Source organism: Streptomyces sp. NPDC059092, assembly GCF_042756365.1.
Lineage (GTDB): Bacteria > Actinomycetota > Actinomycetes > Streptomycetales > Streptomycetaceae > Streptomyces.
Genome location: NZ_JBHZEJ010000002.1, coordinates 168,853 through 195,786, shown reverse-complemented (window position 1 = coordinate 195,786; position 26,934 = coordinate 168,853). Strand labels below are relative to the sequence as shown.

The following is a 26,934-nucleotide window of genomic DNA, read 5'->3' as shown; positions in this document are numbered from 1 at the left end:
TGATGCAGGACGTCCCCGGGCTGGTGGCTCAGGCGCGTGAGGGCCGGCCGCGGGCCGTTGCCCGGCTGATCTCCCTGGTCGAGGGGGCGTCCCCGCAGCTCCGTGAGGTGATGGCGGCGCTCGCTCCGCTCGCGGGCAGCGCGTACGTCGTCGGCCTGACCGGATCGCCCGGTGTCGGCAAGTCGACCTCGACCTCGGCGCTGGTCTCCGCGTACCGCCGGGCGGGCCGGCGGGTCGCCGTACTGGCCGTCGACCCCTCGTCCCCCTTCTCCGGCGGCGCGCTCCTCGGCGACCGGGTGCGGATGTCCGAGCACGCCTCCGACCCGGGCGTCTACATCCGCTCGATGGCGACCCGCGGCCACCTCGGCGGCCTCGCCTGGGCGGCCCCGCAGGCGATCCGGGTGCTGGACGCGGCCGGGTGCGACGTGATCATCGTGGAGACCGTCGGGGTCGGCCAGTCCGAGGTCGAGATCGCCTCCCAGGCCGACACCTCGGTGGTGCTGCTCGCGCCCGGCATGGGCGACGGCATCCAGGCGGCCAAGGCGGGGATCCTGGAGATCGGCGACGTGTACGTGGTCAACAAGGCGGACCGCGACGGCGCCGACGCCACGGCCCGCGAGCTGAACCACATGCTCGGCCTCGGCGAGTCCCGTGGCCCCGGCGACTGGCGCCCGCCGATCGTGAAGACGGTCGCCGCGCGGGGCGAGGGCATCGACGAGGTGGTGGAGGCGCTGGAGAAGCACCGCGCCTGGATGGAGGAGCACGGCGTCCTCGCCGAGCGCCGGGCCCGCCGCGCGGCCCACGAGGTGGAGACCATCGCCGTCACGACCCTGCGCAGGCGCATCGGGAACCTGCACGGCGACCGCCGCCTGGACGCGCTTGCCGAGCGCATCGTGGCGGGGGAGCTGGACCCGTACACGGCGGCGGACGAACTGGTCGCGGGCATCACGTCCGGCCCGTCCGGCGTCTGAACGGGAGCCGGGCGGGCCGTCGTTCCCGGCCCGCCCGGCTCCCCTTGCCACGTTCTCCCGTCCTGGCGTCTCCCGCTGCCGCCTTCTCCTGTCGCCTTCTCCTGTGGGCGGCGGCCGTCAGTCGTCGTCGCCGTCGTCGTCGCGGTCCACCGTCACCGCGCCGGTCCTCGCGTGGACGTTCAGTTCGTGCGTACGACCGTCCTTGCCACGTACGTCGACCTCCCAGGGCCCGCCCCGGTCGTCGTCCAGCTCGGCGGAGGTCACCGTTCCGGGTACGGAGGCGAGGGCGGCGGACATCGCACGCTGGGCGTCGACCGTGGCCGCGCGCAGGGCCGCACGGTCGTCGGCGTCGTCATCGTCGACGCCGTCGTCGTCCGGGACCACCCGGACCGTGCCGCCGGCCGCGTCGACCCGCAGCTCCACCCAGCGGTTGTCCTTGCCGAGCAGATCGATCTCCCAGCGGTCGGCCGCATGGTCGTCCTGCTCCACGGAGGAGACCGCCCCCGGGTGCGCCGCGAGCGCCACCGCGACGGCCTGGGCCGCCGAGAGACCGGCCCGGGGCGCGCTCGGCGTGGCGGTCGGCGTCGGGGCGGTCGTCCGCGGCGGGGCCGGCGTGACCGTGGTGTCGTCGCCCGTGTCGTCGTCCCGGCCGCCCCGGTCGTCGCCGCTGTCGTCCGGCGCGCCGGACGAGGCCGTCGGTGTCGCGGTGACCACGGGCACCACCGGCGCCGCGTCCTTGCCGTCCTGCCCGTGGTCGCTGCTCAGCGCGAGGGCGGCCGTGTAGGTGCCGCCGCCGATCAGGGCCGCCGCGGTGATCGCTGCGATGACGAAGTTGCGCTTCATGAGGTGGGCCTCCCGAGTCGGTCCGTGTCGAACACCTTCAATCTGCCGTACCGAAGCTGAAGCCAGGCTGAAGTCGGCTGAAGTGATCTTCAGGTTCCGTTTGCGAAGCTGTGCGCATGCGCCTGTTGATCGTGGAGGACGAGAAGCGGCTCGCGGTGTCGCTCGCCAAGGGTCTGACCGCCGAAGGGTTCGCCGTCGATGTCGTCCACGACGGCCTCGAAGGGCTGCACCGCGCGGGCGAGGGGGTGTACGACCTGGTCGTCCTCGACATCATGCTGCCCGGCATGAACGGTTACCGGGTCTGCGCCGCCCTGCGCGCCGCCGGCCATGACGTACCGATCCTGATGCTCACCGCGAAGGACGGCGAGTACGACGAGGCGGAGGGGCTCGACACGGGCGCCGACGACTATCTGACCAAGCCGTTCTCGTACGTCGTCCTCGTCGCCCGGGTCAAGGCCCTGCTGCGCCGTCGCGGTTCGTCCGGCGCCTCGCCCGTCCTGCGCATCGGCGGACTCACCGTCGACACCGCCGCCCGGCGCGTCTTCCGCGACGGTACGGAAGTGGCGCTCACGGCAAAGGAGTTCGCCGTACTGGAGCAACTGGCGGTACGGGCCGGGCAGGTCGTCGGCAAGCCGGAGATCCTGGAGCACGTCTGGGACTTCGCCTACGAGGGCGACCCCAACATCATCGAGGTCTACGTCAGCGCGCTGCGCCGCAAGATCGGCGCCGCGTCCATCCAGACGGTGCGCGGCGCCGGCTACCGGCTGGTCGCGCTGTGAGGGGCCGCTTCTCGTCCGTACGGGCCAAGGCGTCGCTCGGGGCGACGGCCGTCGTCGCGGTGGCGCTGGTCGCCGCCGGAATCGCGGTCCTGCTCTCGCTGCGCGTCAACCTCACCGGCCAGGCGGACCGAGAGGCGGACCGGGCGGCGCGCGAGGTCGCCCTGGAGATCGCCGCCCAGGCCCCCGACCGGACCCCGTACGCGAAGCTGGAACTGCCGGACGCCGAGGACCATCCGGTGCAGGTCACCGACGAGGACGGGCGGCTGCTCGCCCTCAGCGAGGGCCTGGAGCGGATCAGCGGCTCCGGGGTCGCCACGGTCGGCGCGGTCGGCGCGGCGCGGAACACGGCCTCGGAGCCGACGGCCACCGCCCGTACGGGCGACGATGACGACGACGGCGGCGGCGATGACGACAGCGGTGGGAAGGACCGCGGCGGGAAGGGCGACGGCGGGGACGACGATCCCGCCGTCGGGGAGATCGACGACACCACCGAGTACAGCGACGGGAGCGCGACGGCCGACGGCCATGCGGGCGAGTACCGCTTCGCCACCGTCGAGGCCACCGACCGCACCGGCAGGACGGTCCTCGTCCACGCGGGCGCGAGCCTCGCCGACCGGCAGAGCGCGGTCAACACGACGGCCGTCGCGATGCTGCTGGGCCTGCCGGTCCTGCTGCTGATCGTCGGGGGAGTGACCTGGCTGGTCACCCGGCGCGCGCTCCGGCCGGTGGAGGGCATCCGGAGTGAGATGGCGGCCATCACCGCCTCCGAGGACCTGTCCCGGCGGGTACCGGAGCCGGCCACGCACGACGAGGTGGCCCGGCTGGCCAGGACCACCAACGAGACGCTGACCGCGCTGGAGGCCGCCGTCGAACGGCAGCGCCGCTTCGTCGCGGACGCCTCGCACGAACTGCGCAGCCCCATCGCCTCGTTGCGCACCCAGCTCGAAGTGGGCCACGCCCACCCGGGGCTGCTGGACGTGCCGGGCGCGGTCGCGGACACCGTACGGCTCCAGCAGCTCGCCGGGGACCTGCTGATGCTGGCCCGGCTGGACGCGGGGGAGCGGCCCGGGCTGACCAGGACCGATCTGGGCGCGCTGGTCCGCGAGGAGGTCTCGCAGCGGGCGACGGACCACATCCCGGTCGCGGTGCGCGCCCGGGAGGGGTTCGACGTGCTCGGTTCGCGCGGTCAGCTCGCGCGGGTGCTCGGCAACCTCCTCGACAACGCGCAGCGGCACGCGGCCGGTTCGGTCGAGGCGTCGGTGCGCCGGGTGGGCGCGTGGGTGGTGCTCGCGGTCGCCGACGACGGGACCGGGGTGCCGGAGGCGGAGCGCGAGCGGATCTTCGAGCGGTTCGTACGGCTCGACGACGCCCGCAGCCGTGACGACGGCGGGGCGGGCCTGGGACTGGCCATCGCGCGCGATGTGGCGGAGCGCCACGACGGCACCCTCACGGTCGGCGGGACCCCGTCCGGCGGCGCCCTGTTCGAACTGCGGCTGCCGGCGGTGGTGTGACGCGCAAGCAGCTTGCGGACGGGCCGGCCGGCGGTGCCGCGGTCAGATCTTGCCGCGCCGTCCGCGAAGCTGCTCGGCGACCGGGGTCAGTGATGCCCGCAGCTCCGCGAGCGCCTCGGGCGAGAGCAGATCGATGAAGTGCCGCCGTACGGACTCGACATGGTGCGGGGCGACCCGCTGCATCGTCTCCATGCCCTGGTCGGTCAGGACCGCGAAGAGACCGCGCCGGTCCGACTCGCAGTTCTCCCTGCGCACCAGGCCCGCGGTCTCCATCCGGGTGATCTGGTGCGAGAGACGGCTCTTGGACTGGAGCGTCATGGCGGCGAGATCGCTCATCCGCATGCGCCGCTCCGCCGACTCCGAGAGATTGACCAGGATCTCGTAGTCGTTCATGGTCAGCCCGAACGGCTGGAGGTCCTTCTCCAACTGGTGCGTCAGCAGCTTGCTGACATCCAGGTGGGTGCGCCACGCGCACTGCTCCGCATCGCTCAGCCAGCGGGTGGCCGTCTCGGTGTCCATGTAATCGATTCTACCTAAGAAGTTGAATTCTGGACGAAATATAGGTGGGGTGGTACGTGTGACGCCCGGCACGCGCGCGCTCCCCGGGGAAAGGCGCACGCGTTCGACGTCACACTCCGCAGACTACCGCTCACAGCCCGAAGCGGCGCTGGAGATCACCAAGTCCGCCCTGTCCGGACGAGGGACCCCCGCCGCCCGGCACCCCCGCCTCCGGCGTGACCGCGCCCGTCGGCTGCTCGGCCATCAGCATCTCCGTCGACTGCAGCAGCACCGTACCGGCGCCGACGAACTCGAATTGGTGCTCCTCGCCCGAGACGCCCCCGATCCCCGTCAGCGACCGGAGGCCACCGAGCACACCGGACATATAGCCATGATCGTAATGGTGGCAGGGTGAAGGGCAGTCCGCCCAGCCGACCAGCGCCTGCGGGTCCACCCGGAGCGGCGGCTCCATGAAGACCACCGGCCCGTTGGACGCCGCGACGAACTTACCCGTCCCGATCAAGGTCAGGAACCCCGGCACGATCGACTGCTTCAGCGCCAGCGAGGGCTGGAACGCCAGCAGGTTTCCCGACCGGATCGTCAGATTGCCGTCCTCCAGGTCGAAGGAGTTGACGTCGAAGGCCCGGTCGGCGAGCAGCATCTTCCCGCTGCCCTCCGCGACCACCCAGTCCGCCGCGTGCAGCGGTGAGTGGAAGCTGCTGCGCACCAGCGGCTCGAAGCGGCCGTGACCGATCCCGTCGAAGTTGATCTGCCCGTAGTAGGCGATCATCCTGCCCTTCTGGAGGAACCACTGACTCCCCTTCAACTCCACACAGAAGGTGTACGCGTTGACGTTGTCGTCGCTCGGCAGCGTCACCGGATCGTGGATCACCGGCGCGCTCATGACTCCTCCGCTCACAGCTTCTCCTCCGACGCCTGGACGTACACCGCACCGCTGCCGCTCAGCTCCAACTGGAACGCCTCACCCGAGCCGCGCCCCACCATGTCCCGCCAGCCGAGCGCCGTCGAGAGCTTGTTCCGTACGTCGCCGTGGTGGGCGACGTACGCCTGGGGGTCCACATGGATGTCCCGCCCCGGGGAGATCGGCACCTCGATCACCCCGCCGTGCGCCATCACCGCGACCGCGCCGTGGCCCTTGAGGGTGGTCGTGAAGAGCCCCTGGCCGGTCACCTGGCCGCGCACCATGCCCATCACGCCGCCCTGCGAGCCCATGAACATCGTGCCCTGCTGGAGGGTGCCGTCGAAGGCGAGGAGCCGGTCCGCCTCCACATAGAGGGTGTCGCCCGCCAGATTGATCACCTGGATGTGGTGTCCGCCGTGCCCGAACATGACCGTGCCGCTGCCCTCGACCGTCATCAGAGGCGTCGCCTCGTTGGCCACCCGCCGGCCGATCATGGACATCAGTCCGCCCTGGCCGCCCTGGATGTTCGGGGTGAAGCTGACCTCGCCCCGGTACGCGAGCATGGCGCCGCGCTGGCTGAACAGTTTCTGGCCGGGCGCCACCGTCGCCTCGACCATCTTCGAGTTGATCTCGCGGAACGGCATCAGACATCACCCCCGATCGTGTTCCGCTCGCTCGGCTGCACGTAGACCAGGCCATCACCCTCGAAGCGGATCTGGAAGGACTCGCCCGAGCCCTCGCCCATGAACGTTCTGAAGTTCACGCCGGACTGGAACTTCTGCTGGAGGTTGCCCTGGTGCGCGATGTACGCGCCGGGGTCGACGTACAGCGGGTACTGCGGCGCCACCCGGAGGACCACCGCCTCACCGTCCGACATGACCGCCGCCTGCCCCGTGCCCTCGACCGTGGTCGTGAACAAGCCGTTTCCGGTCGCGCCGCCCCGCAGCCCGGTGAAGGCCGTGCCCGTCCGCAGCCCGGCGTCCGCGCAGAGCAGATTGCTCGCCTCGACATAGAGCTTGTCGCCGTGCAGCGAGACGAGGTTGATCTCGCTCGCCCGGTCGGCGAAGTAACACGTCCCCTGGCCTTTGACCTCCATCACGGTCATCTGCTCGCCGGTGAGACGGCGCGTCACCATCCCGCGCAGTCCGTCACCGCCCCCGGTCATCTTCTTGAAGGTCATCCGCCCGTCGTACGCGACCATCGAGCCGTTCTTCGCTTTGACGGCGTCGCCGGTCAGGTCGACGGCGAGCACCTTGCTGCCTTGCAGTCGGAACTGAGCCACGTCTCGACGGTATCCGGCGCCGCCGACAGGGAACAGGGGCCACGACCCCGACACGTCCCGGAACATCCCCGGATCCCGGCCCCCGACCCGGACCCTGATAACGGTCGGGTCAAGTGGTGCTGCCACAATGAGCACGTGCTTGTGCGCGCTTTCACAAGATCGCGTGCGTGAAGCCGCGTGTTGCCCTGCCCTCACGTTGCCCCCCGATGACGAAGGTGCCTGCCCCGTGGACATCAAGACCGCCTCCTCCCTCCACCGCCTCCGCCTGGTCTCCGCCCCGGAGGCCGTGTCCTTCCTCCTGCTCCTCGTCTGCTCGGTCCTCAAGCGGACGACGGAGTTCAACGCGGTCCCCGTGATGGGCGCCGTCCACGGCCTGCTCTTCGTCCTGTACGTGCTCTTCTGGCTGGACGCCTGGAACCGCACCAAGTGGTCCTTCGGTACGGCCGCCCTCTACTTCGTGCTCTCCGTCCTTCCCGCCGGCGGCTTCTTCGCCGAACGCAAGCTCAAGCGCGCCGCCGACGACGAGGTCATCGCCTCCCGCGCCCGCCGCGAAGGCGCGGTGAACGCGTGATCGTCGCCTTCTCCGTCTCGCCCCTCGGCGTCGGGGAGGACGTCGGCGAGTACGTCGCCGACGCCGTCCGCGTCGTCCGCGAATCCGGACTGCCGAACCGCACGGACGCCATGTTCACCTCGATCGAGGGGGAGTGGGACGAGGTGATGGACGTGGTCAAGCGTGCCGTCGCCGCCGTCGAGGCCCGTGCCGGGCGCGTCTCGCTCGTCCTCAAGGCCGACATCAGGCCCGGCGTCACCGACGGCCTGACCTCGAAGGTCGAGACGGTGGAACGCCACCTCTCCGCCTGACCCGGACGGCGGGCCCCGTGCGGCCCCGCACGCTCCGTACGGGTCCCGTGCCCGACGCCGCTCGGGGTCCGCGCTCGACTCCGTACGGGTCCGCGCCGACTCCGTACGGGGCACGCACCCGACTCCGTACGGGCGAAACCTCGAAGGTAAAGCCCCTCGCACGGGCGCCTCCAGTCGACACGCCGGTCAATGTCCCCTTCTGTGGGGATATCGACCCCGCGAGAACGCTGGAGGCACCGTGCGCCCGGAGGGCTTCGAGTACGACTACGACATCCACAGTTGTCTGGCCGGTCCTCTCATGGAACCGGACCGGACGGCCACCTACCGGGTGCGGTACCGGAGCCTGCTCTCGCGGGAACCCCGCCGAATACGTGCCGTCCTGCTGATGGCCTCGGCGCCGCTCCTCTCCGGGGCCCTGCTCGTCTACCTGGTCTGGCCCACCCACCGCACCGAGCGTGAGGGCGGCGACCGCTGGCTCATCGCCTTCGATCACGTGATGCTCGGCTCGATCGGGCTCATCGCCCTCTTCATGCTGGTCAACGTGGTCTCCGTGGCCCACGCCACGATGGTCGCCCAGGACCCGGTTCCGGTACCCGCCGAGACGGGCACCCGCGTCGCGTTCCTCACCACGTACGTCCCCGGCAAGGAACCGCTCGCCATGGTGCGGGACACGCTCGAAGGCGCCGTACGGCTGCGCCACAGCGGCCCGCTCGACATCTGGCTGCTCGACGAGGGCGACAGCCCCGCCGCCCGCGCGCTCTGCGCGGAGCTGGGCGTACGCCACTTCACCCGCCTCGGGGTGCCCGAGTGGAACCGTACGCGCGGCGTCCACAAGGCCAGGACCAAGCACGGCAACTACAACGCCTGGCTCGCGATGCACGGCGACGACTACGACTTCTTCGCCTCCGTCGACACCGACCACATACCGCTCCCCAACTTCCTGGAGAGGATGCTCGGTTACTTCCGCGACCCGGACGTCGCCTTCGTCGTCGGCCCCCAGGTGTACGGCAACTACACCTCGCCGGTCACCAAGGCGGCAGAGTCCCAGCAGTTCCTCTTCCACGCGCTGATCCAGCGGGCCGGCAACCGCTACCGCGCGCCCATGTTCGTCGGCACCAACAACGTCGTACGGATCACCGCCCTCATACAGGCCGGCGGACTGTACGACTCGATCACCGAGGACATGGCCACCGGTTTCGAGCTGCACCGCCGTCAGAACCCGCTCACCGGCCGGTTCTGGCGCTCCGTCTACACGCCCGACGTGCTGGCCGTCGGCGAGGGGCCGGTCTCCTGGACGGACTTCTTCACCCAGCAGCTCCGCTGGTCCAGGGGGACGTACGAAACCCTCTTCAAGCAGTACTGGAAGGCGCCCTTCCGGGTGCCGCCCGGACGGCTCTTCAGCTACACGATGATGCTCGTCTACTACCCGATGACCGCGGTCAACTGGTTCCTGGGCATCCTGAGCTGCGTCCTCTTCCTCTGGCTCGGCGCCTCCGGCACCCAGGTCTCGTCCTCGGTCCTGCTGATGCTCTACAGCGACGCGGCCGCCCTCCAGATAGGGCTCTACCTCTGGAACCGGCGCCACAACGTCTCGCCGCACGAGCCCGAGGGCTCGGGCGGGCTCGCGGGGATGGCGATGTCCGCGCTCTCCGCGCCGATCTACCTCAAGTCCCTGAGCTCGGCGGTGCTGCGCACCCGTGGCCGCTTCGTCGTCACCCCCAAGGGCGGGGAGGCCAGCCCCGACCGGCTGCTGACGTTCCGGCTGCACCTCTTCTGGGCCGCTGTACTGATCTGCTCGCTCATCGCGTCCGCGTTCCTCGGCCACTCCCATGTGGCGATGCGCACCTGGGCCGTCCTGGCGCTCGCGATCGCGCTGGCCCCGGTCGCGGTCTGGGGCTGGACACTCCGGCAGGAGCGCGCCGAGCGGAGCGCGGCACTCGTCCCCGTGGCAACCGGGCCGCGTCCCGCGACGCGGCCCGCGATCCCGCCGAAGCCGGCGTTCCCGCCGAAGCCGGCGGCACCGCCCCAACCTGTGGCGCCGGCGGAGCTGGTGGACCGCGCGACGCCCGTGTCGACGACGAGCGGAAGGCACTGACAGATGTCCGAGCAGTACCGGCCCCGGCGCCGGCCGTCGAACAAGCTCAGGAAGAGTCTGATGGGCGGGGGAGCGGTGGTGCTGCTCGTGGGCCTCAACGCCCCCGCCGCCGTCTCCTTCGCCCAGGAGAAGTACCACGCGTACAAGATCTCCCAACCCGGCTACAAGCGGCAGTACGGCTCCTGGAACACCCTCGCCGTGCCCCAGGAGTACCGTACGAACGCGATCCACGCGGCCCTGCTGCACACCGGCAAGGTGCTGATCATCGCGGGCTCCGGCAACAACCAGAAGAAGTTCGACGAGGGCTCGTTCGACACGATCCTGTGGAACCCGGCCGACAACTCGTTCAGGAAGATTCCCACCCCCGAGGACTTCTTCTGCTCGGGCCACTCCCAGCTTCCCGACGGCCGGCTGCTCGTCGCGGGCGGCACGGCGCGCTACGAGGTGCTCGACGGCAAGATCGAGCGCGCGGGCGGCAGGATGCGGGTCAAGAACGAGAACCCGGACAAGGCGCACACGTTCAAGAAAGGGACACGCTTCCGCTCCCCGTCGGGCGTCGAGTACCTCAGCAGGTTCGATGTCACCGTCCCCAAGGCGAAGCGCGAGTTCAAGGTCGCGTACGCGTCCAGCGGCCGGATGCTGCCCTGGAGGACCAAGGTCACGGCCGGTGAGGCGCGCGTCTTCGTGGAGGCGGCGCGCAAGGGCCCGCAGGCGCTGACGACGCAGGCTGCGCAGTACGAGATCGTCGGTCTCAAGGGCAAGGACGCGGACAACCTCTACGGCCTCGCCCAGAAGATCACCACGGAGAAGCAGGACTTCCAGGGCATCAGGGCCGCGTACGAGTTCGACCCCAGGGCCGAGAAGTACCTCCCCGTCGACCCGATGAAGGAGGCCCGCTGGTACCCCACGCTTGTCACCCTGGAGGACGGCAAGGTGCTCGCCGTCTCCGGCCTGGACGACGTGGGCGCCGTACTCACCGGCGACAACGAGCTGTACGACCCGAAGACCAAGACGTGGTCCAAGGGCCCCACCCGCTACTTCCCGACCTATCCCGCGCTCTTCCTCACCAAGGGCGGCAAGCTCTTCTACTCCGGCTCCAACGCCGGGTACGGCCCCGCCGACCAGGGCCGCAAGCCGGGGCTGTGGGACGTGAAGACCAACACGTTCACCGGGATCGGCGGGCTCACCGACCTCGACCAGACCGAGACCTCGGCCTCCCTGCTGCTGCCGCCCGTCCAGGACCAGCGGGTGATGCTGCTGGGCGGCGGCGGGGTCGGCGAGTCCTCCAAGGCCACCGCCCGTACGGCCGTCGTCGACCTGAAGAGGGACAATCCGGCTTTCGAGGAGGGCCCGAGGCTGCCGCAGGGCACCCGGTACCTGAGCAGTGTGCTGCTGCCGGACGACTCGGTGTTCACCACCGGCGGCTCCTCCGACTACCGGGGCCGCAGCGCCAGCGACGTCCTGAAGGCGCAGTTCTACGACCCGAAGTCCAACACCTTCCGCCGCGCCGCCGACCCGACCGTGGGCCGCAACTACCACTCCGAGGCGCTGCTGCTGCCGGACGGCCGGGTGGTGACCTTCGGCTCCGACCCGCTCTTCGACGACGCGGACAACACCAAACTCGGCACGTTCGAACAGCGGGTGGAGATCTACACCCCGCCCTACCTCCACGGCGACAAGGCCCAGGAGAAGCGCCCGAAGCTGGGCGCGGGCCCGCAGCGGGTCGGCGCGAACGGCCGGGCCACGTTCCGTACGGACCACCCCGAGGCGATCGCCAAGGCGCGGCTGATGCGCCCGAGCGCGGTCACGCACACGACGGACGTCGAGCAGCGCTCGGTCGACCTCACGATGAAGAAGGGCAAGGGCTCGCTGACGGTGGAGGTCCCGAAGGACCGTGCCCTGGTGCCGCCCGGCTGGTACATGCTGTTCGTCACGGACGCGGCGGGCATCCCGTCCGAGGCGAAATGGCTCCAGGTGGAGTAGCCGCCACCGGCCGTGGGGCGCGTACGCGGGGAACAGGCACCCCCGCGTAGGCGCCCCCGCGCGCTCCAGCCCCTCCGCGTGCTCCAGCCCTCCGCGTGCCCCAGCCTCTGCGCGAGTCCAGCCTCTCCGCGCGCCCCAGACCCTCCGGGCGGGGCTACCCCGCCCCTCCGCGCTGCTCCGGCGCCGGGCACCACGTGCTCTGGCTCAGCGTCCCCCACCGCCCGCAGAAGCCGACCTGCGCGGGCCGCTTCACCCCGTCGACCCGCTGCACCGATATGATCTTGTCCAGCGGAATCTGACGGTCCACCACCCCGCCGAAGTCGATCCGCCCGCTCTCCCCGTCCAGCGCCGCCGTCCCGTGGATGCTGCTGAGCGCGTGCCACACCGTCAGCGAGGAGAGCGGCAGCCGCGATGCCGCGTCCTGGAGCTGCCCCACCGCCTTGAGGTACAGGTTGACCGCGTCGAAGGCCAGCGAGGCATGGCCGTCCAGCGACGTGTTCGCCAACTGCTCGCACTCCGTGGGGAACAGCTTCCGCAAGGTGCTGTAGAGGTCGCTCTTCGTCTTGCAGGAGGTGGACCCCAGGGTGAAGTCCATGAAGTCGAAGGGCACTTTGGGGTACGCGGTCCGCCGGACCGGGTCCGCCGCCATCCGCGCCACGTCGTCGCCTCCGAGCAGGAACGGCGGGTTCGAACCGCACGCCGCGTTCACCCCGGCCAGCAGCGTCTCGAAATCCTCCGGCCGTCCGGTGAAGAACACCAGCCCTTCGTACCCGCACGCGTGCTCCCCCACGGTCCGCGGCCCCGGATACCCGGAGACCGCGGGCGGTGAGGGCGACGGCTTGAACCCCTGCTGCTCGACATCGAAGCCGGCGCCGTCGAAGCTCCCCGCCGCGTCGGCCCGCAGATTCTCGCTGTACTCGTCGGTCGGATCCGCCGAGTAGACGATCCGCACACTGCGCCGCGGAATCGTCTTCTCCCCGGCCAGGTGCGCGCCGTACGCCGCGGCGACCGTCGCCTGGCGCCGGTTCTGCGGCGACACCTGGTAGTACATGGGCGAGTGGTCGTCGAGGGTGTCCGCCGACAGCGACGTCGCCACCATCGGCAGGCCGATCCGGGTCAGCTCCTCTATCGTCGTGATGGTCGCCGTGCGGCTCTGGTCGAGCCCCGTGACACCGACGATGGACGGGTCGCTCCGCATCATCCGCTCCACCGTGCCGACGACCTCGGGGCCGAACCGCATCCCGGTGCCCGCGCTCGCCGGAAAGATCCGCAGCACCGGATCGGTGGCCCCGCGCTTGTCCAGCTGACGCCGCTGCGCGCTCGCCGCGCCCTGCAGCGCCTCCCGTACGTAGGTGAGCGAGCTGGGCTGCCCGGAGCTGCTGAGCAGGGCGGAGAGATGGATCAGCGTCACCACCGGCCGTTCCCCGAACGCCCGGTGGATCTTGTCCGCCTCGTCGTTCTGGCGGGCGATCGTGCTCAGCGTCTCCTTGAGCGCCGGGTCCTTGGAACCGAAGGCGTAACCGTTCGGCGCGACCCCGACACACTCCCCGGTCGACCGCCGCTCCAGCGTCGCCGCGTCGGGGTCCGACCGGCTCAGCCCGCAGTGCCGCTCCCGCCACTTCAGCGCGGGCGCCGGGTCGAAGGCCCGGGCGAACCCGCCCGCGAGCAGGGCGACCACGACCACCCCCGCCAGGGCCGTCACCCGGCGCCGCGCCCATCCCGGCGGCGGATCCACCGTGAGCCGCCGGACCAGGTCGACCCGGTTCTTCTGCTGCTGGTACGTGGGCGCTTCCAGGGCCAGCGGCGCGGGCACGTCGATCGGCAGATACCAGACGGCCGCGGAACGGCTCCGCCCGGCGGCCTCGAAATGGTGGCGCCAGATTCCGTACAGATCTTCCGACAGCGGTCCCTGTCCGCGCAGTTCGTGCCCGAGGAGTTCGCCGTCGAGCCCCGTTCCGGTGCAGAGGACGGCCAGCGGATCGAAAACCCCGGTCTCGTTGCGTACGTCCACCAGCGAACGGATCAGCGTCGTCCCGTGGTTGGCATCGTTCACGTCCGTCAGAAACGCCACGCAATAGGCGGTACGGCGCGCGGCCCTGCGCCGCCGGAATCGGCGCCGGTACGCCACGCGGAGATCTTCCAGAAAGGCGTTGATCATCAACTTCCCGACCTGCTCGGGGTTTTCCCGGCCCCGCCGGGGTCGCGTCAGCCGCATGGCGAACCCGGGGAATGTCCCCGGATCGCGAGGCGCCATGTACGGCTGTCGCAGGAGCCACCGGTACTCGGCTCCCACGCCGCGCCAGGCGCGGAACCAGGCGAGCGGAAAGAGGTGGAGCCCGAGGACGAGAGCCCACCAGGGAATGTTTCCCTGTATCGAGACCTCGGTGTCCGGGCTGCGCAGCACACCGAACAGCCGCCGGCGCCGGAACTCCCGTTCACGCAGCCTGCGCAGCAGTTCCCGGTCCTGCTGAGGATCCGGCTCCCGCGCCGGATAGTCGGATTCCAGAAGCCAGTTGACCAGCCCGAACCGCCGGAACCGTACCCGCTCGTCGCGCCCGTTCCGTACCGAGGAGAACTCCTGCGCGAGCGCCACCAGAGCCCTCCGGTACACCTCGACCGGCTGCCATTCGGCGGGCAGGGGGTCCGATTCCTGGGCGACTTCGTCCCGGATCACGGACATGGAGATGAACTCGTGCGGGATCCGGTGGGGCGTGGCCCCGCCGAGGGAATCCTTGATGCCGTCGGTCAGCTCCGTCAGGTCGTCACCGACCAGACAGACCACGGGAATTCCGTTACGGTCGGCGAGTTCCGTGGGTAACTCGCCTTTTCCCGGCCTGCGTACAAGCGTGGCCAGCAGCTCGAAGACCTTGTTCGCGTTCTCGAATACGGGTGTCATGATCTCCCCGTTGAAACCGTGTTCGAATGACGCTCGACTGGTGTAACGATGCCCCAGCAGAGGAATTCGACACGTTACCGCTCACTGAACGCGGAAGCGGTCGCACTGCACACAACCTCCACCCGTAGGGGTGGTCCTGACGTGAATCCCCGGCGGCTTCCGGGCCCGTGGGGACCGGACGCGTCGGGTCCGCGTCCGGCGGCCTCAGCCCTTCGCCGCCCGCGCCAGGCCCAGCGCGTACTCCGGCCACCAGATGCCCGCCGCCGGGCCGCCGCGGCAGGGGCCGTCCGATTCGCCGGGGCGTTTGATCCACAGGAACGCGTCGACCAGTTCGTTGCCGGTGTTCGTGGTGGGCGGGGTGCCCAGCGCACGGCCCGGGGGGTTGCACCAGGCCTGGTCACGGTTGCCGGGGAGGGGGCCCGCGCCGTTTCTGCTGGTGTCCACCGTGAAGTGGGTCTCGCCGAGCACGCCGGCGAGCCGGGTGCCGTAGGCCTTGACCGTGTCGTTCGACTGGAAGTTGGACACGTTGAGCGAGAAGCCGTCCGCCGCGCCGATGCCCGCCCGCTGGAGCGGGCCCGCGATCTTGGCCGGGTCGGAGATCCAGTCCGGGTTGCCGGCGTCCAGGTAGACGCGGGTGTGCGGCTGCTTCTTCAGGCGGCCGACCGCGTGGGAGAGGAGCTCGTACCGTTCGGTGCGGTGCTCGTCGGGGGTGCAGCCGTCCGCGAGGTGCGGGAGCGCGTCCGGCTCCAGGACGACGATGGCCTTGGCATCGCCGATCGCGCTCGCGAAGGTGTCGATCCAGTCGCGGTAGGACGGCCCGTCGGGGGCGCCGCCCGCCGAGTAGAGCCCGCAGTCGCGGTGCGGGATGTTGTACGCGACGAAGACCGCGGTCCGCTTGTCGGCGGTCGCGCCCCGTACCGCCCGGCGGATCTGCGGCTCGGGGTTGTCGCCGGCCGGCCAGACGGCGACCGCGCGGTCCGCGATCCGCTTGAGGAGCTTCGCGTCGGCCGAACGCCCCTGCTTCTCCCACTGTTCGACCTGCCGGACCGCGTCGCTGTCCGGGTCGATCCAGAACGGCGACGCCGCCGTCGGGGCCGCCTCGCCCTGCACCACCGGGGCCGCCGTCCGGGCGGTGGCAGCGGCGGGCGCGTCGGTCCCGGACCTGGGAGGAGTACAGCTCACCGCCGTGGCGAGCGCGAGCAGGACCGCGACGAGGCTCGGCGCCGTGGCACGCGTACGGGGCCGGGGCGACGGCGACGGCGACAGCCGTGGCGACGGCGATGGCGGTGACGGGTGCGGTCTGCGGCCGGACATCCAGCCCCCTCGGAAAGTCGACTGGGCGACGAACTGGGCGACGATGGGAATGGCAAGACCGGCATATCGTTACATAACGTTCAGTCGGTTGTGCTCTGCGACACCGACAGTGCGATACCGAGCGGCGTCCGCTCGTACAGCACCTGGTGCCCGTACCGCCGCGACGTCAGCAGCCCCGCCCCGCGCAGCGCCGAGAGATGCGCCGACACCGACGACGGGGCCAGCCCCAGCAGCCGCGCCAGCGCCGTCGTCCCGGCCGGTTCGTCCAGCGCGCACAGCACGTCCGCCCGTGCCCGGCCCAGCAGCCGGGCCAGCGCCTCGGGCGTACGGTCCGAAGGCCGCGTCCACAGGCCGCCGATGCCGCGCGCCGGGTAGATCACGGCCGGCTGCCACGGCGGCAGATAGCCGCTGACGACGCGCGGCCAGGAGAACACACTCGGCATCAGGACCAGTCCGTCGCCGCCGAGGACCCGCGTGTGGCTCCCGTTCGTCCCCGTGATCGTCAGTGTGGAGCCGTCCGTCCAGGCGAGCTGCGGACTCAGCTCCTCCAGCAGCCCGTGCAGCCCCTTCTCCGCCAACCGCCGCGAGTGGTACGCCACATCGGCCTCCAGCAGGGTGCGCAACCGGGGCCAGTCGGGCTCGACCAGCTCGTGCCACGCCCGCTCCAGCAGCCCGGCCAGCCTCTCCAGGGCCCGCGCCGGATCCGCCGCCATCGCCCGGCCCGCGGGGCTCGCCGAGGCGCCCGGGGTGTCGGCGAGCGCCAGTGTGATGTCGGACCTGACCAGCTCCGGGTCGGTGGCGCGGACGGCGGTGATCTCCTCCTCGAAGGAGGGGAGCGGGACCGACGGTGGCCGGGAGAGGAAGTCCGGGTTGTGGCCGTGCTCGGGCATCAGGAGGTGGAGCGGCGCGAGGTTGATCGCCGCGGCGGGGCTCCGGATCCGGCGCAGCCACGGCAGGTGGTAACCGTGCCGCTCGGGGCGCGCGAGGGTGCGTACCGCCTCCTGCGTCTCCCAGAGCGGCGAGACGGCGAACCGGCAGCGGAGCAGGTCGCTCTCGTCGAAGTGGAGCTGGAAGGGCATGGCGCGGGCGGCTCCCTGGTACCGATGGGCGAAAGACGGATGGGCGAAAGGCAGATGGGCGAAAGCCCGATGAGTGGAAGACGGGTGGGCGGAAGAAGGAAGGGCGGAAGAAGGAAGGTCGGAGATTCGGGCTCGCCCGAATGTCTGTGGCCGGATCGCCTACCCCGCCAGTCTGCCTCCATGCCCAAGAACACCTCCCGCGGGTACGGCTCCCTCTTCGCCGTCCGCGAGTTCCGGTTCGTCTTCGCCGCGCACCTCCTCTCGCTGCTCGGCGTGGTCGTCAGCGAGATCGCGTTGACCTTCCTCGTCTACGAACTCACCGGCTCCCCGCTGCTCAGCGCCCTCACCTTCGCCCTCGGCCTGCTCCCCTACCTCGTCGGCGGGACCCTCCTCTCCGGGGTCGCCGACCGCTACCCCGCCCGGCGGGTGCTGGTGATCTGCGATCTGCTCTGCGCCCTGTGCGTCGGGGTGATGGTGCTGCCCGGTACGCCGATCGCCGGGCTGCTGGCCCTGCGCTGCGTCGTCGCCGCGATCGCGCCCGTCTTCACCGGGACCAGGACGGCCGCGCTGGCCGACATCCTCGGCGAGGGCGACCTGTACGTACTCGGCCGCTCCCTGCTGCGGATCGTCTCGCAGAGCGCGCAGCTCGTCGGCTTCGGGGTGGGCGGGGTACTGCTCGCCGTCATCCCCGCGCGGGGAGCGATCTGTGTCACCGCCGGCACGTTCCTCTGTTCGGCCGTGCTGCTGCGCCTCGGGACCCGTGACCGGCCCGCCCGCACCTCCGGCCGGGGCGGCGCGCTGCTGAGGGATTCGCTCGGCGGGGTCCGGCTGCTCCTCGGCGACCGGCGGGTACGAGGGCTGCTGCTGCTCTTCTGGATGCCCGCGATGTTCGTCGTCGCACCCGAGGCCCTGATGGCCCCGTACGCCGACGGCCTCGGCCTCGGACCGGCCACCCTGGGGCTGCTGATGTGCGCGATGCCCGTGGGGCACATCGTCGCGGAGCTGTACGTCGGTACGGCGCTCTCCCCGCGGGCCCGCTCCCGCCTCGTCCTGCCGGTCGCCGCCCTCGGTGTGCTGCCGCTGCTGATGTACGCGGCCGAACCCGGCCTCGGCTGGGCGCTGGTCGCGCTCGTCCTCGCCGGGGCGGGGGCCGCGTACGTCATCGGCCTCGACCAGTGGTTCGTCGCGGCGGTCCCCGAGGAGCTGCGTGGCCGCGCGATGACGCTGCTCACGGCCGGTCTGATGACGATCCAGGGGTTCGGCATGGCCGCCGCGGGACTGGCCGCCGAGTTCCTGCCCGTACACCAGGTCGTCGCCGGGGCGGGCGCGATCGGCACGCTCTGCTGCCTCGTCCTGGTGCGCGAGGTCCACCGCACCGGGCCGCACGGACGGGAGGAGCAGGCGCCGGGGACGGGCCGTACGACCGAAGTGCGAGACGCGGCTGACCCGCAAGTAACCAGTGGGTAAGGTCGGAGCCGTGTCCAAGCCGCTCAGCCTGTCCTTCGACCCCATCGCCCGCGCCGACGAACTCTGGAAGCAGCGCTGGGGGCCCGTCCCCTCCATGGGGGCCATCACCTCGATCATGCGCGCGCACCAGATTCTGCTCGCCGGGGTGGACGCCGTCGTCAAGCCGTACGGCCTCACCTTCGCCCGGTACGAGGCGCTGGTGCTGCTCACCTTCTCCAAGGCCGGCGAACTGCCGATGTCCAAGATCGGCGAGCGGCTGATGGTCCATCCGACCTCCGTCACCAACACCGTGGACCGGCTGGTGACCTCCGGACTGGTCGACAAACGGCCCAACCCCAACGACGGACGCGGCACACTCGCCTCCATCACCGACAAGGGCCGCGAGGTGGTGGAGGCCGCCACCCGCGACCTGATGGAGATGGACTTCGGGCTCGGGGTCTACGACGCGCGGGAGTGCGCCGAGATCTTCGCGATGCTGCGCCCGCTGCGGGTGGCCGCCCAGGACTTCGAGGACTGAGCCCGCCCCCTCCGACCCGCTCCGGGCCCAGGGGGTCGGGGCGGGGGAGGGGAGGGGCGGGCGAAGACCGCCCTTTGTGCCCGGTTAGGCTCAGCCCATGAAGTCGAATGTGCTGTCCCGCTACCGGGTGATGGCGTACGTCACCGCCGTATGGCTGCTGGTCTTCACCGTGGCGATCATCCTCAAGTACGGGTTCGATACCGGCAACACGATGGTGATCTCGCAGATCCACGGTGTGCTCTTCATCATCTACGTGGTCTTCGCCTTCGACCTGGGCTCCAAGGCGAAGTGGTCCTTCGGGAAGCTGCTGTGGGTGCTCGCCGCCGGCTGCATCCCGGTCGCGTCGTTCTTCGTCGAGCCGAAGATCACCCGCGAGATCCAGCCGCTGCTCACGGACCGTGCCCCGGAAACCGCGAAGGCGTAGGGCCGTAGGGCCGTCGTCGCCGTAGGGCCGTGAGGCTGTAGAGCTTTCTCCCCCCGCCCGCCCGTGCGTACCTCCTGCCGCCGCCCGCGCCTTCCGCGGGCGGCTGTTTCGTCCCGCCGTGCCACCCGGTCGTGTCGCTCCGGCCATCGACATTTACTTGGACGTCCTAGTAAATTGGTCCTATGAACGCTGACGCCATCGAGGAGGGCCGCCGGCGCTGGCAGGCCCGGTACGACAAGGCCCGCAAGCGCGACGCGGACTTCACCACGCTCTCCGGGGACCCCGTGGAGCCGGTCTACGGGCCCCGGCCCGGCGACACCTACGAAGGCTTCGAGCGGATCGGCTGGCCCGGGGAGTACCCGTACACCCGTGGCCTGCACCCGACCGGGTACCGCGGCCGGACCTGGACCATCCGCCAGTTCGCCGGCTTCGGCAACGCCCGGCAGACCAACGAGCGCTACAAGATGATCCTGGCGGCGGGCGGCGGCGGGCTCTCCGTCGCCTTCGACATGCCCACGCTCATGGGCCGCGACTCCGACGACCCCCGCTCGCTCGGCGAGGTCGGCCACTGCGGGGTCGCCATCGACTCGGCCGCCGACATGGAGATCCTTTTCGCGGACATCCCGCTCGGCGACGTCACCACCTCGATGACGATCAGCGGCCCCGCGGTCCCCGTCTTCTGCATGTACCTGGTCGCGGCGGAGCGCCAGGGCATCGACCCGGGCGTTCTCAACGGCACCCTCCAGACCGACATCTTCAAGGAGTACATCGCCCAGAAGGAGTGGCTGTTCCAGCCCGAGCCGCATCTGCGGCTGATCGGCGACCTGATGGAGCACTGCGCCACCGCCATCCCCGCGTACAAGCCGCTCTCCGTCTCCGGCTACCACATCCGTGAGGCGGGTGCGACGGCCGCGCAGGAGCTGGCGTACACCCTCGCGGACGGCTTCGGCTACGTGGAGCTGGGGCTCAGCCGGGGCATGGACGTGGACACCTTCGCGTCCGGGCTCTCCTTCTTCTTCGACGCCCATCTCGACTTCTTCGAGGAGATCGCCAAGTTCCGCGCGGCCCGGCGGATCTGGGCGCGCTGGATGAAGGAGGTGTACGGGGCGCGCACCGACAAGGCCCAGTGGCTGCGCTTCCACACCCAGACCGCGGGCGTCTCGCTGACCGCGCAGCAGCCGTACAACAACGTCGTACGGACGGCGGCCCAGGCGCTGGCGGCCGTCCTCGGCGGGACGAACTCGCTGCACACCAACGCGCTCGACGAGACCCTCGCCCTGCCGAGCGAACAGGCCGCCGAGATCGCGCTGCGCACGCAGCAGGTGCTGATGGAGGAGACCGGTGTCGTCAACGTGGCGGACCCGCTCGGCGGCTCCTGGTACGTCGAGCAGCTCACCGACCGGATCGAGGCCGACGCCGAGAAGATCTTCGAGCAGATCAAGGAGCGCGGCCTGCGCGCCCATCCGGACGGGCGTCACCCGATCGGGCCCGTCACCTCGGGCATTCTGCGCGGCATAGAGGACGGCTGGTTCACCGGCGAGATCGCCGAATCCGCGTTCCTGTACCAGCGGGCGCTGGAGAAGGGCGACAAGCGCGTCGTGGGCGTCAACGTCCACCACGGCTCGGTCACCGGCGATCTGGAGATCCTGCGGGTCAGCCACGAGGTCGAGCGGGACCAGGTCCAGGTCCTGGCGGAGCGCAGGGCCGCGCGCGACGACGCACGGGTGCGTACGGCGCTGGAGGCCATGCTGACGGCGGCCCGCGACGGCTCGAACATGATCGCCCCGATGCTGGAGGCGGTACGGGCGGAGGCGACGCTCGGCGAGATCTGCGGCGCACTGCGGGACGAGTGGGGGACGTACACGGAACCGCCCGGCTTCTGATCCTCCGGGTACAGCCGCTCACTCGTCCGGGTGAATTAGCTCGGAGTGAGAGCTAAAATCGGTGGTATGGCCACCGAGGAGTTCCCCGACTCGCTCGCGGACGCGCTGGCAGGCGTACAGCGCACGATCCGGCGTCGGCTGCGCGGCGGTCTGACCGCCGCGCCGCTGCGCGGGACCCAGGTCGAGCTGTTGCGGCTGGTCGCGGCACGCCCCGGGATCCGGGTGTCGGACGCCGCCGAGGAGCTGTGGCTCGCGGGCAACTCGGTCTCCACCCTGGTCAACCAGCTCGTGCTGGCCGGCTGCCTGCGCCGGGAGACCGACCCGGGCGACCGGCGCTCCACGCTGCTGTCGCCCACCCCGGCCGGTGAGGCCCGGCTGAGCGACTGGCGGGCACGCAGGTCCGCCCTCGTACGCGAGCAGGTGGCGCGGCTGTCGGACGAGGACCGCGAGGCCCTGGCGGCGGCGCTGCCGGCGCTGCGCAGACTCGCACACCACCTCCACGAGGAACCCCGGAACCCACCGGAGGCCCCGGAACCCCCACGAACCCCAGGGTTCCCGGGGGCCTCGGAGCTGCTGGAAGCACCATGAGGAAAGGGGAGGGCGCATGACCCGCACCCCCGAATCCACCCCGGAACCCGCCTCCGGATCCACCGGCCGACCCACCGGCGGGTACACCGGCCGATCCGACGCCGTACCCGCCGTACGGTGCGGCGGGCTCACCTACTCCTTCGGCGAGACCAAGGCCGTCGCCGACCTCGACCTCGCGGTCGGCGCGGGCGAGGTCTTCGGACTGCTCGGGCCGAACGGCGCGGGCAAGACCACCGCGATCCGCTGCATCACCACCCTCCTGCCCGTCCCGGCGGGCATGGTCCGGGTCTTCGGCCACGACGCGGCGAAGGAGAAGATGGCCGTCCGCCGGCTGCTGGGGTACGTACCGCAGCAGCTCTCCGCCGACGCCGCGCTCACGGGCCGCGAGAACGTGACGCTGTTCGCCCGCGTCTTCGACGTACCGCGCCGCGAACGGGCCGAGCGCGTCGCGCAGGCGCTCGCGGCCGTCGGCCTGACCGGCTCCGCCGACCGGATGACCAAGACGTACTCCGGCGGCATGATCCGCCGCCTCGAACTCGCGCAGGCCCTGGTCAGCGCGCCCCGGCTGCTCATGCTGGACGAGCCGACGATCGGCCTCGACCCGATCGCCCGCACCAGCGTGTGGGAGCACATCAACGCCGTACGGCAGGCCACGGGCATGACCGTCCTCGTCACCACGCACTACATGGACGAGGCCGACCAGTACTGCGACCGCGTCGCGCTGATGCACCGCGGGCGAGTCCACGCCCTCGGCACGCCCGACGAGCTGCGGAGCGAGCTGCGCGCCCGCCGCGTGGCCGAGGGCACCGCGGGCCCGGGGGACCCCGTACCGACGCTGGAGGACGTCTTCAGGGACGTCGCCGGCAGCGGTCTGGACGAAGAGGGAGGCGACTTCCGTGATGTCAGGTCCACCCGCCGCACCGCGTCCCGCGTCGGCTGAGACGGCCAGCGGCCGAGGCACGGGCCCCGGCCCCGAGCGGTTCGCCCTGCTGCTGTCCCCGCCGCACGCCCGTACCGGCTGGCGCGTCCTGCCGGCCCGGGTCCTCGCGATGTGCGCCGTGGAGCTGCAGAAGCTGCGCCACGACCGCACGGAGCTGTACACCCGGGCCGTTCAGCCGGCCCTCTGGCTGCTGATCTTCGGCGAGACGTTCACCCGGATCAAGGCCATCCCGACCGGCGGCATCCCGTACATCGACTTTCTCGCGCCCGGCATCATCGCCCAGTCCGCGATGTTCATCGCGATCTTCTACGGCATCATGATCATCTGGGAGCGTGATGCCGGCATCCTGACCAAACTGCTCGTCACACCCACCCCGAGAGCCGCGCTGATCAGCGGCAAGGCGTTCGCGTCCGGGGTGAAGGCGCTGATCCAGGCGGTCGTGGTGATCGTCATCGCGGCGGCCCTCGGGGTGGGGATGACCTGGAACCCGCTGCGGCTGCTCGGTGTGGCCGTCGCGGTGGTCCTCGGCTCGGCCTTCTTCTCCTGCCTGTCCATGACGATCGCGGGCATCGTGCTGACCCGCGACCGGCTGATGGGCATCGGCCAGGCCATCACGATGCCGCTCTTCTTCGCCTCGAACGCCCTCTACCCGGTGGCGATCATGCCCGGCTGGCTCCAGACGGTCAGCCGGATCAACCCACTGAGCTACCAGGTGGACGCCCTGCGCGGGCTGCTGCTCGGCACACCGTCCCATCTCGCCCTGGACTACGGGGTGCTGCTGCTGGCGGCGGTGCTGGGCATCGCGGCGGCCTCGTCGCTGCTCGGCCGACTGGCGAGATGACGCCGGGGGCGGGGCCTCGGGGGCCCGGGGTCCTCCGGGGCGCCAGGGCGGCCACCGGGCGGGCTTCCCGGCTCGATCCGGAGCGCCCCGCCGGGGTCACCTCGGGCTCAGGCCGCCCAGCAGCAGTTCCGTGAACGCGCGGGCCCACTCCTCGTCCACCGGCTCCGCGCTCACCAGCGTGCGGTTGACGACCGCGCCGGCGATCACGTCGAAGATCAGGTCCGCCGTGCGGGCCGCCGCCGCGGCGTCCGGCTCGTACGGGAGTTCGCCGCGGGCCTGGGCGCGCTCGCGGCCCAGCAGTACCAGCCGTTTCTGGCGGTCGACGATGGAGACCCTGATCCGCCGGCGCAGCGCGTCGTCCCGGGTGGACTCCGCGATCACCGCCATGAGCGCGGTCTTGGTCTCCGGCCGCTCCAGCAGCGCCGCGAACTGGAGGACGGCGCTCGCGACGTCGGCCGCCAGACTGCCCAGGTCGGCCAGTTCCATCGAGTCGAAGGGGGCCGCGACGGCGTCCACGACCAGCTCGCTCTTGGACGGCCAGCGCCGGTACAGCGTCGTCTTGGCGACGCCCGCGCGGGCCGCCACGTCGCCCATCGTCAACTTCGTCCACCCCAGCTCACCCAGGGCCGCCCTGGTCGCCTCCAGGATCGCGGCGTCGGCCTCGGCGCTGCGGGGGCGTCCGCGCGGCCCGGAGCGGCTGTCACGGGTGCCGGGGCGGCTGTCGCTGCGCATGCCCGCGACCATACCGGCCGGTAGGCGTGTGAGCCGGCTCACCGGGGGAGTCTGTACACGTCACTCACGCGACAGTTACGCTACGACCCGTAGCGGAAGCGGTGTGCGGCCGGAGCGGGCCCACCGCTTTTCTCAAGTGCGCGCCGAGGGGGGAGGATGTACTCATGCAGCCTAGGAACATGTCCATGAGCGGCGTCGTCGACCTCGCCGCGGTGAAGGCGGCCGGTGAGGCCAAGGCGAAGGCGGAGCAGGCCCGTGCCGAGACCGCCCGGCAGGGCGGCACCGGTGCCGTACCCCCGTCCAGCCTGGTGATCGACGTCGACGAAGCCGGCTTCGAGCGCGATGTCCTCCAGCGTTCCACCGAGGTACCGGTCGTCATCGACTTCTGGGCCGAGTGGTGCGAGCCGTGCAAGCAGCTGAGCCCCGTACTGGAGCGGCTGGCCCGTGAGTACAACGGCCGGTTCGTTCTCGCCAAGATCGATGTCGACGCCAACCAGATGCTGATGCAGCAGTTCGGGATCCAGGGCATCCCCGCGGTCTTCGCGGTGGTGGCGGGGCAGGCGCTGCCGCTCTTCCAGGGCGCCGCCCCGGAGACCCAGATCCGCGAGACGCTGGACCAGCTCATCCAGGTCGGTGAGGAGCGCTTCGGGCTCACCGGGATCGCGGTCGACGCGGGCGCCGAGGGCGCGGATGACGACTCCGCGGAGCAGGAGGCCGCCGTACCGGAAGGGCCGTACGACGCCCTGCTGGAGGCGGCCGTACAGGCGCTGGACGCCAATGACTTCCCCGCCGCGGCCGAGGCGTACCGCAGTGTGCTCGCCGACGACCCCGGCAACACCGAGGCCAAGCTCGGCCTCGCCCAGGCCGAACTGCTCGCGCGGGTCCAGGGGATGGACCAGGCGCAGGTGCGCAAGGACGCGGCGGACCGGCCGGCCGATGTGGCGGCGCAGATCGCCGCGGCCGACCTGGATCTGGTCGGCGGGCACGTGGAGGACGCGTTCGGCCGGCTCGTGGAGGCCGTACGCCGTACCGCCGGTGACGACAGGGAGGCGGCGCGGCTCCGGCTGCTGGAACTGTTCGAGGTGATCGGCGGTGACGACCCGCGGGTGACCGCGGCGCGGTCGGCGCTGGCCCGGGTCCTCTTCTGATTCCGGGCGTTTGACGAGGCGTCCGTCGTGCCGGCGAACCGGGGGACCGGTGAGTGGTGTGCGCCGGCACGGCCGACTCCGCGGTCACCTTGCGGATTTGGCGACTTGACGCCAACAGAACCGCGTTTTACCAAAACTTGGTAAAAGCGATTACTGTTACCCGCAGTAAATCAACTCCCTTGGTCTGTCCCGCTATGGGGGGCAATCACCGCTTCTGACGCATCGGCACGCCCCACCCTGTGTGGTCGCGCGATATCACCTGGTCGTATACCGGTTATCTGGCCGTTACCAGCGAGTAACGAACCCCTTGTGTCAACAGCGCGAATGCACCACGATCGGCGACGCTCGGTCCATTTCCGTATCAGCACGGCAGCCAGTCGCGCCCTCGGTCCGTGGGTCCCCACCGAGCGGTCCGGCGGCGCTGCCGCCGGCCCGGACAGGGGGGTTCCTGCCCACCCGGCAGGGCCTGTCCAGAGGTTGCGCGAACGCGTGGCCAGTGGTTTGTCGCTCGGGGGTGATCGCCGGTGATTTCGGACGCGGTTGGCGCCTCCGGAGGCAGGCGCTCTCCTTCCCGAGGACGTAGCACTTCTCCCATCCCAGGACGGGCTCCCACCCGATCCGGAGATGTACGTCCGAGAAGGAGGACATTCATGGAGTCCCAAGTTCGTGGCGGGACCAGATGGAGGCGGTTCGCCGTCGTCATGGTGCCCAGTGTGGCCGCGACGGCGGCGATAGGTGTCGCGCTGGCACAGGGCGCGCTCGCCGCCTCGTTCAGCGTGTCGGGCCAGAGCTTCAAGGTCAGCGCGGACCAACTGGTCGGTTACGACTTCATTCAGTACGGCAGCATCGACACGGGGACGGACCTCAAGGGGAACAAGACCGCCAACCCGGTCGCCGTCTCCGGGTTCAGCCGGGCCACGATCACCAACATGTGCCAGTCGGTGGTCACGCCGAACGTGCCGGTCTTCGGCTCCGTCAGCCTGGAGCTACGGGCTGGTACGAAAGCGGACAAGCCGGTCAAGGCGACCAACATCTACATCGACATCGCCCAGTTGGACGCCGACGCCGAGTTCGAGAAGATCGACATCGGTGTGGCGGCCGGCGACAAGAACAACAAGACCGGCATCAACCCGGGTGACCAGGCCAACGAGTTCGGCTTCGCGCAGCGTGCCGAGAAGGCCACGCTCACCAACGTGGAGCAGACGGCATGGGCTACCACGGCCGGCACCTTCACGCTGAGCAATCTGAGCCTGAAGCTGCACAAGGGCGTCAAGGAGTGCTACTAGGCACCGCCCGGGCGGGCGGGTTCCGTTACGGCACGGGCCCGTCCGCCCACTCCGAACTCTTTCTCACAGCAACA

The 26,934-nt window shown here is 70.8% G+C and carries 25 protein-coding genes; 16 read left to right on the top strand and 9 right to left on the bottom strand.

Translation table 11 applies throughout. The features are described from left to right. The first annotated feature begins 2 nt into the window (after positions 1–2). Positions 3–971: a methylmalonyl Co-A mutase-associated GTPase MeaB gene (gene meaB, locus ACFXPL_RS02320; protein WP_384911087.1), complete on the top strand. Its 969-nt coding sequence runs from the start codon at positions 3–5 to the stop codon at positions 969–971. Positions 972–1,088: 117 nt separating this feature from the next. Here meaB and ACFXPL_RS02315 read toward each other — a convergent pair whose 3' ends face one another. Then, entirely contained in the window at positions 1,089–1,814 is a 726-nt protein-coding gene (locus ACFXPL_RS02315) for a PepSY domain-containing protein (RefSeq protein WP_384911084.1), read from the bottom strand. A 116-nt stretch (positions 1,815–1,930) separates the two neighbouring features. On the opposite strand from ACFXPL_RS02315, the gene ACFXPL_RS02310 reads away from it, so the two are divergent. After that, on the top strand, positions 1,931–2,593 hold the full coding sequence (locus ACFXPL_RS02310) for a response regulator transcription factor (protein WP_384911081.1): 663 nt from the start codon (positions 1,931–1,933) through the stop codon (positions 2,591–2,593). Next, the gene (locus tag ACFXPL_RS02305) at positions 2,590–4,104 is read left to right on the top strand and encodes an ATP-binding protein (RefSeq protein ID WP_384911078.1); all 1,515 of its coding nucleotides are present in this window, start codon (positions 2,590–2,592) and stop codon (positions 4,102–4,104) included. Before ACFXPL_RS02310 ends, ACFXPL_RS02305 begins: the two co-directional genes overlap by 4 nt. 42 nt (positions 4,105–4,146) lie before the next feature. Here the strand turns inward: ACFXPL_RS02305 and ACFXPL_RS02300 are convergent, their stop codons facing one another. From ACFXPL_RS02300 to ACFXPL_RS02285, 4 genes are all read right to left on the bottom strand, one after another. After that, positions 4,147–4,623 (bottom strand): MarR family winged helix-turn-helix transcriptional regulator, encoded by a 477-nt coding sequence (locus tag ACFXPL_RS02300; protein ID WP_384911076.1) that lies wholly within the window; start codon positions 4,621–4,623, stop codon positions 4,147–4,149. Positions 4,624–4,753: 130 nt separating this feature from the next. Next, positions 4,754–5,506, bottom strand: a complete 753-nt coding sequence (locus tag ACFXPL_RS02295) for an AIM24 family protein (protein ID WP_384911073.1) — start codon at positions 5,504–5,506, stop codon at positions 4,754–4,756. An 11-nt stretch (positions 5,507–5,517) separates the two neighbouring features. Continuing rightward, positions 5,518–6,168: an AIM24 family protein gene (locus tag ACFXPL_RS02290; RefSeq protein ID WP_384911070.1), complete on the bottom strand. Its 651-nt coding sequence runs from the start codon at positions 6,166–6,168 to the stop codon at positions 5,518–5,520. Further along, a complete protein-coding gene (locus ACFXPL_RS02285; protein WP_384911067.1) occupies positions 6,168–6,806 on the bottom strand; it encodes an AIM24 family protein in 639 nt (212 codons plus the stop codon). The genes ACFXPL_RS02290 and ACFXPL_RS02285 overlap by 1 nt, the downstream gene beginning before the upstream one ends. Before the next feature lie 226 nt (positions 6,807–7,032). Between ACFXPL_RS02285 and ACFXPL_RS02280 the strand changes: the two genes are divergently transcribed. From ACFXPL_RS02280 to ACFXPL_RS02265, 4 genes are all read left to right on the top strand, one after another. Next, a complete protein-coding gene (locus ACFXPL_RS02280; RefSeq protein WP_384911064.1) occupies positions 7,033–7,377 on the top strand; it encodes a DUF3817 domain-containing protein in 345 nt (114 codons plus the stop codon). Then, positions 7,374–7,667: an MTH1187 family thiamine-binding protein gene (locus ACFXPL_RS02275; RefSeq protein WP_384911061.1), complete on the top strand. Its 294-nt coding sequence runs from the start codon at positions 7,374–7,376 to the stop codon at positions 7,665–7,667. The genes ACFXPL_RS02280 and ACFXPL_RS02275 overlap by 4 nt, the downstream gene beginning before the upstream one ends. A 238-nt stretch (positions 7,668–7,905) precedes the next feature. Further along, the gene (locus ACFXPL_RS02270) at positions 7,906–9,762 is read left to right on the top strand and encodes a glycosyltransferase family 2 protein (protein WP_384911058.1); all 1,857 of its coding nucleotides are present in this window, start codon (positions 7,906–7,908) and stop codon (positions 9,760–9,762) included. 3 nt (positions 9,763–9,765) lie between these two features. Then, positions 9,766–11,745, top strand: a complete 1,980-nt coding sequence (locus tag ACFXPL_RS02265; protein ID WP_384911055.1) for a galactose oxidase-like domain-containing protein — start codon at positions 9,766–9,768, stop codon at positions 11,743–11,745. A gap of 154 nt (positions 11,746–11,899) precedes the next feature. Here the strand turns inward: ACFXPL_RS02265 and ACFXPL_RS02260 are convergent, their stop codons facing one another. From ACFXPL_RS02260 to ACFXPL_RS02250, 3 genes are all read right to left on the bottom strand, one after another. Continuing rightward, a complete protein-coding gene (locus ACFXPL_RS02260) occupies positions 11,900–14,641 on the bottom strand; it encodes a hypothetical protein (RefSeq protein WP_384911052.1) in 2,742 nt (913 codons plus the stop codon). 204 nt (positions 14,642–14,845) lie between these two features. After that, positions 14,846–15,955: a glycoside hydrolase family 6 protein gene (locus tag ACFXPL_RS02255; protein ID WP_384911049.1), complete on the bottom strand. Its 1,110-nt coding sequence runs from the start codon at positions 15,953–15,955 to the stop codon at positions 14,846–14,848. A gap of 80 nt (positions 15,956–16,035) precedes the next feature. Next, positions 16,036–17,034 (bottom strand): DUF5937 family protein, encoded by a 999-nt coding sequence (locus tag ACFXPL_RS02250; protein ID WP_384911046.1) that lies wholly within the window; start codon positions 17,032–17,034, stop codon positions 16,036–16,038. A gap of 180 nt (positions 17,035–17,214) precedes the next feature. On the opposite strand from ACFXPL_RS02250, the gene ACFXPL_RS02245 reads away from it, so the two are divergent. From ACFXPL_RS02245 to ACFXPL_RS02215, 7 genes are all read left to right on the top strand, one after another. Further along, positions 17,215–18,501, top strand: a complete 1,287-nt coding sequence (locus ACFXPL_RS02245) for an MFS transporter (protein ID WP_384911043.1) — start codon at positions 17,215–17,217, stop codon at positions 18,499–18,501. A gap of 10 nt (positions 18,502–18,511) precedes the next feature. Next, positions 18,512–19,018 carry a MarR family winged helix-turn-helix transcriptional regulator gene (locus ACFXPL_RS02240; RefSeq protein ID WP_384911040.1) on the top strand — a complete coding sequence of 169 codons (507 nt, stop codon included), beginning with the start codon at positions 18,512–18,514 and terminating at the stop codon, positions 19,016–19,018. A gap of 97 nt (positions 19,019–19,115) precedes the next feature. Further along, positions 19,116–19,442 (top strand): DUF3817 domain-containing protein, encoded by a 327-nt coding sequence (locus tag ACFXPL_RS02235; protein WP_384911037.1) that lies wholly within the window; start codon positions 19,116–19,118, stop codon positions 19,440–19,442. A 182-nt stretch (positions 19,443–19,624) separates the two neighbouring features. Then, positions 19,625–21,325, top strand: a complete 1,701-nt coding sequence (locus ACFXPL_RS02230) for a methylmalonyl-CoA mutase (RefSeq protein WP_384911034.1) — start codon at positions 19,625–19,627, stop codon at positions 21,323–21,325. Between the two features lie 66 nt (positions 21,326–21,391). Beyond that, positions 21,392–21,913, top strand: coding sequence for a MarR family winged helix-turn-helix transcriptional regulator (locus ACFXPL_RS02225; RefSeq protein WP_384911032.1), 522 nt, complete (start codon positions 21,392–21,394; stop codon positions 21,911–21,913). Positions 21,914–21,929: 16 nt separating this feature from the next. After that, positions 21,930–22,853, top strand: coding sequence for an ABC transporter ATP-binding protein (locus ACFXPL_RS02220; RefSeq protein WP_384911029.1), 924 nt, complete (start codon positions 21,930–21,932; stop codon positions 22,851–22,853). Continuing rightward, positions 22,813–23,694 carry an ABC transporter permease gene (locus ACFXPL_RS02215; protein WP_384911026.1) on the top strand — a complete coding sequence of 294 codons (882 nt, stop codon included), beginning with the start codon at positions 22,813–22,815 and terminating at the stop codon, positions 23,692–23,694. Before ACFXPL_RS02220 ends, ACFXPL_RS02215 begins: the two co-directional genes overlap by 41 nt. Before the next feature lie 96 nt (positions 23,695–23,790). On the opposite strand, the gene ACFXPL_RS02210 is transcribed toward ACFXPL_RS02215, so the two are convergent. Continuing rightward, complete coding sequence (locus ACFXPL_RS02210) at positions 23,791–24,426, bottom strand: TetR/AcrR family transcriptional regulator (protein ID WP_384911023.1); 636 nt, start codon at positions 24,424–24,426, stop codon at positions 23,791–23,793. A 164-nt stretch (positions 24,427–24,590) separates the two neighbouring features. Between ACFXPL_RS02210 and ACFXPL_RS02205 the strand changes: the two genes are divergently transcribed. Both ACFXPL_RS02205 and ACFXPL_RS02200 read left to right on the top strand, forming a co-directional pair. Next, the gene (locus tag ACFXPL_RS02205) at positions 24,591–25,574 is read left to right on the top strand and encodes a tetratricopeptide repeat protein (protein ID WP_384911020.1); all 984 of its coding nucleotides are present in this window, start codon (positions 24,591–24,593) and stop codon (positions 25,572–25,574) included. 650 nt (positions 25,575–26,224) lie between these two features. Further along, entirely contained in the window at positions 26,225–26,860 is a 636-nt protein-coding gene (locus tag ACFXPL_RS02200; protein ID WP_384911017.1) for a DUF6230 family protein, read from the top strand. The last annotated feature ends 74 nt before the right edge of the window (positions 26,861–26,934 follow it).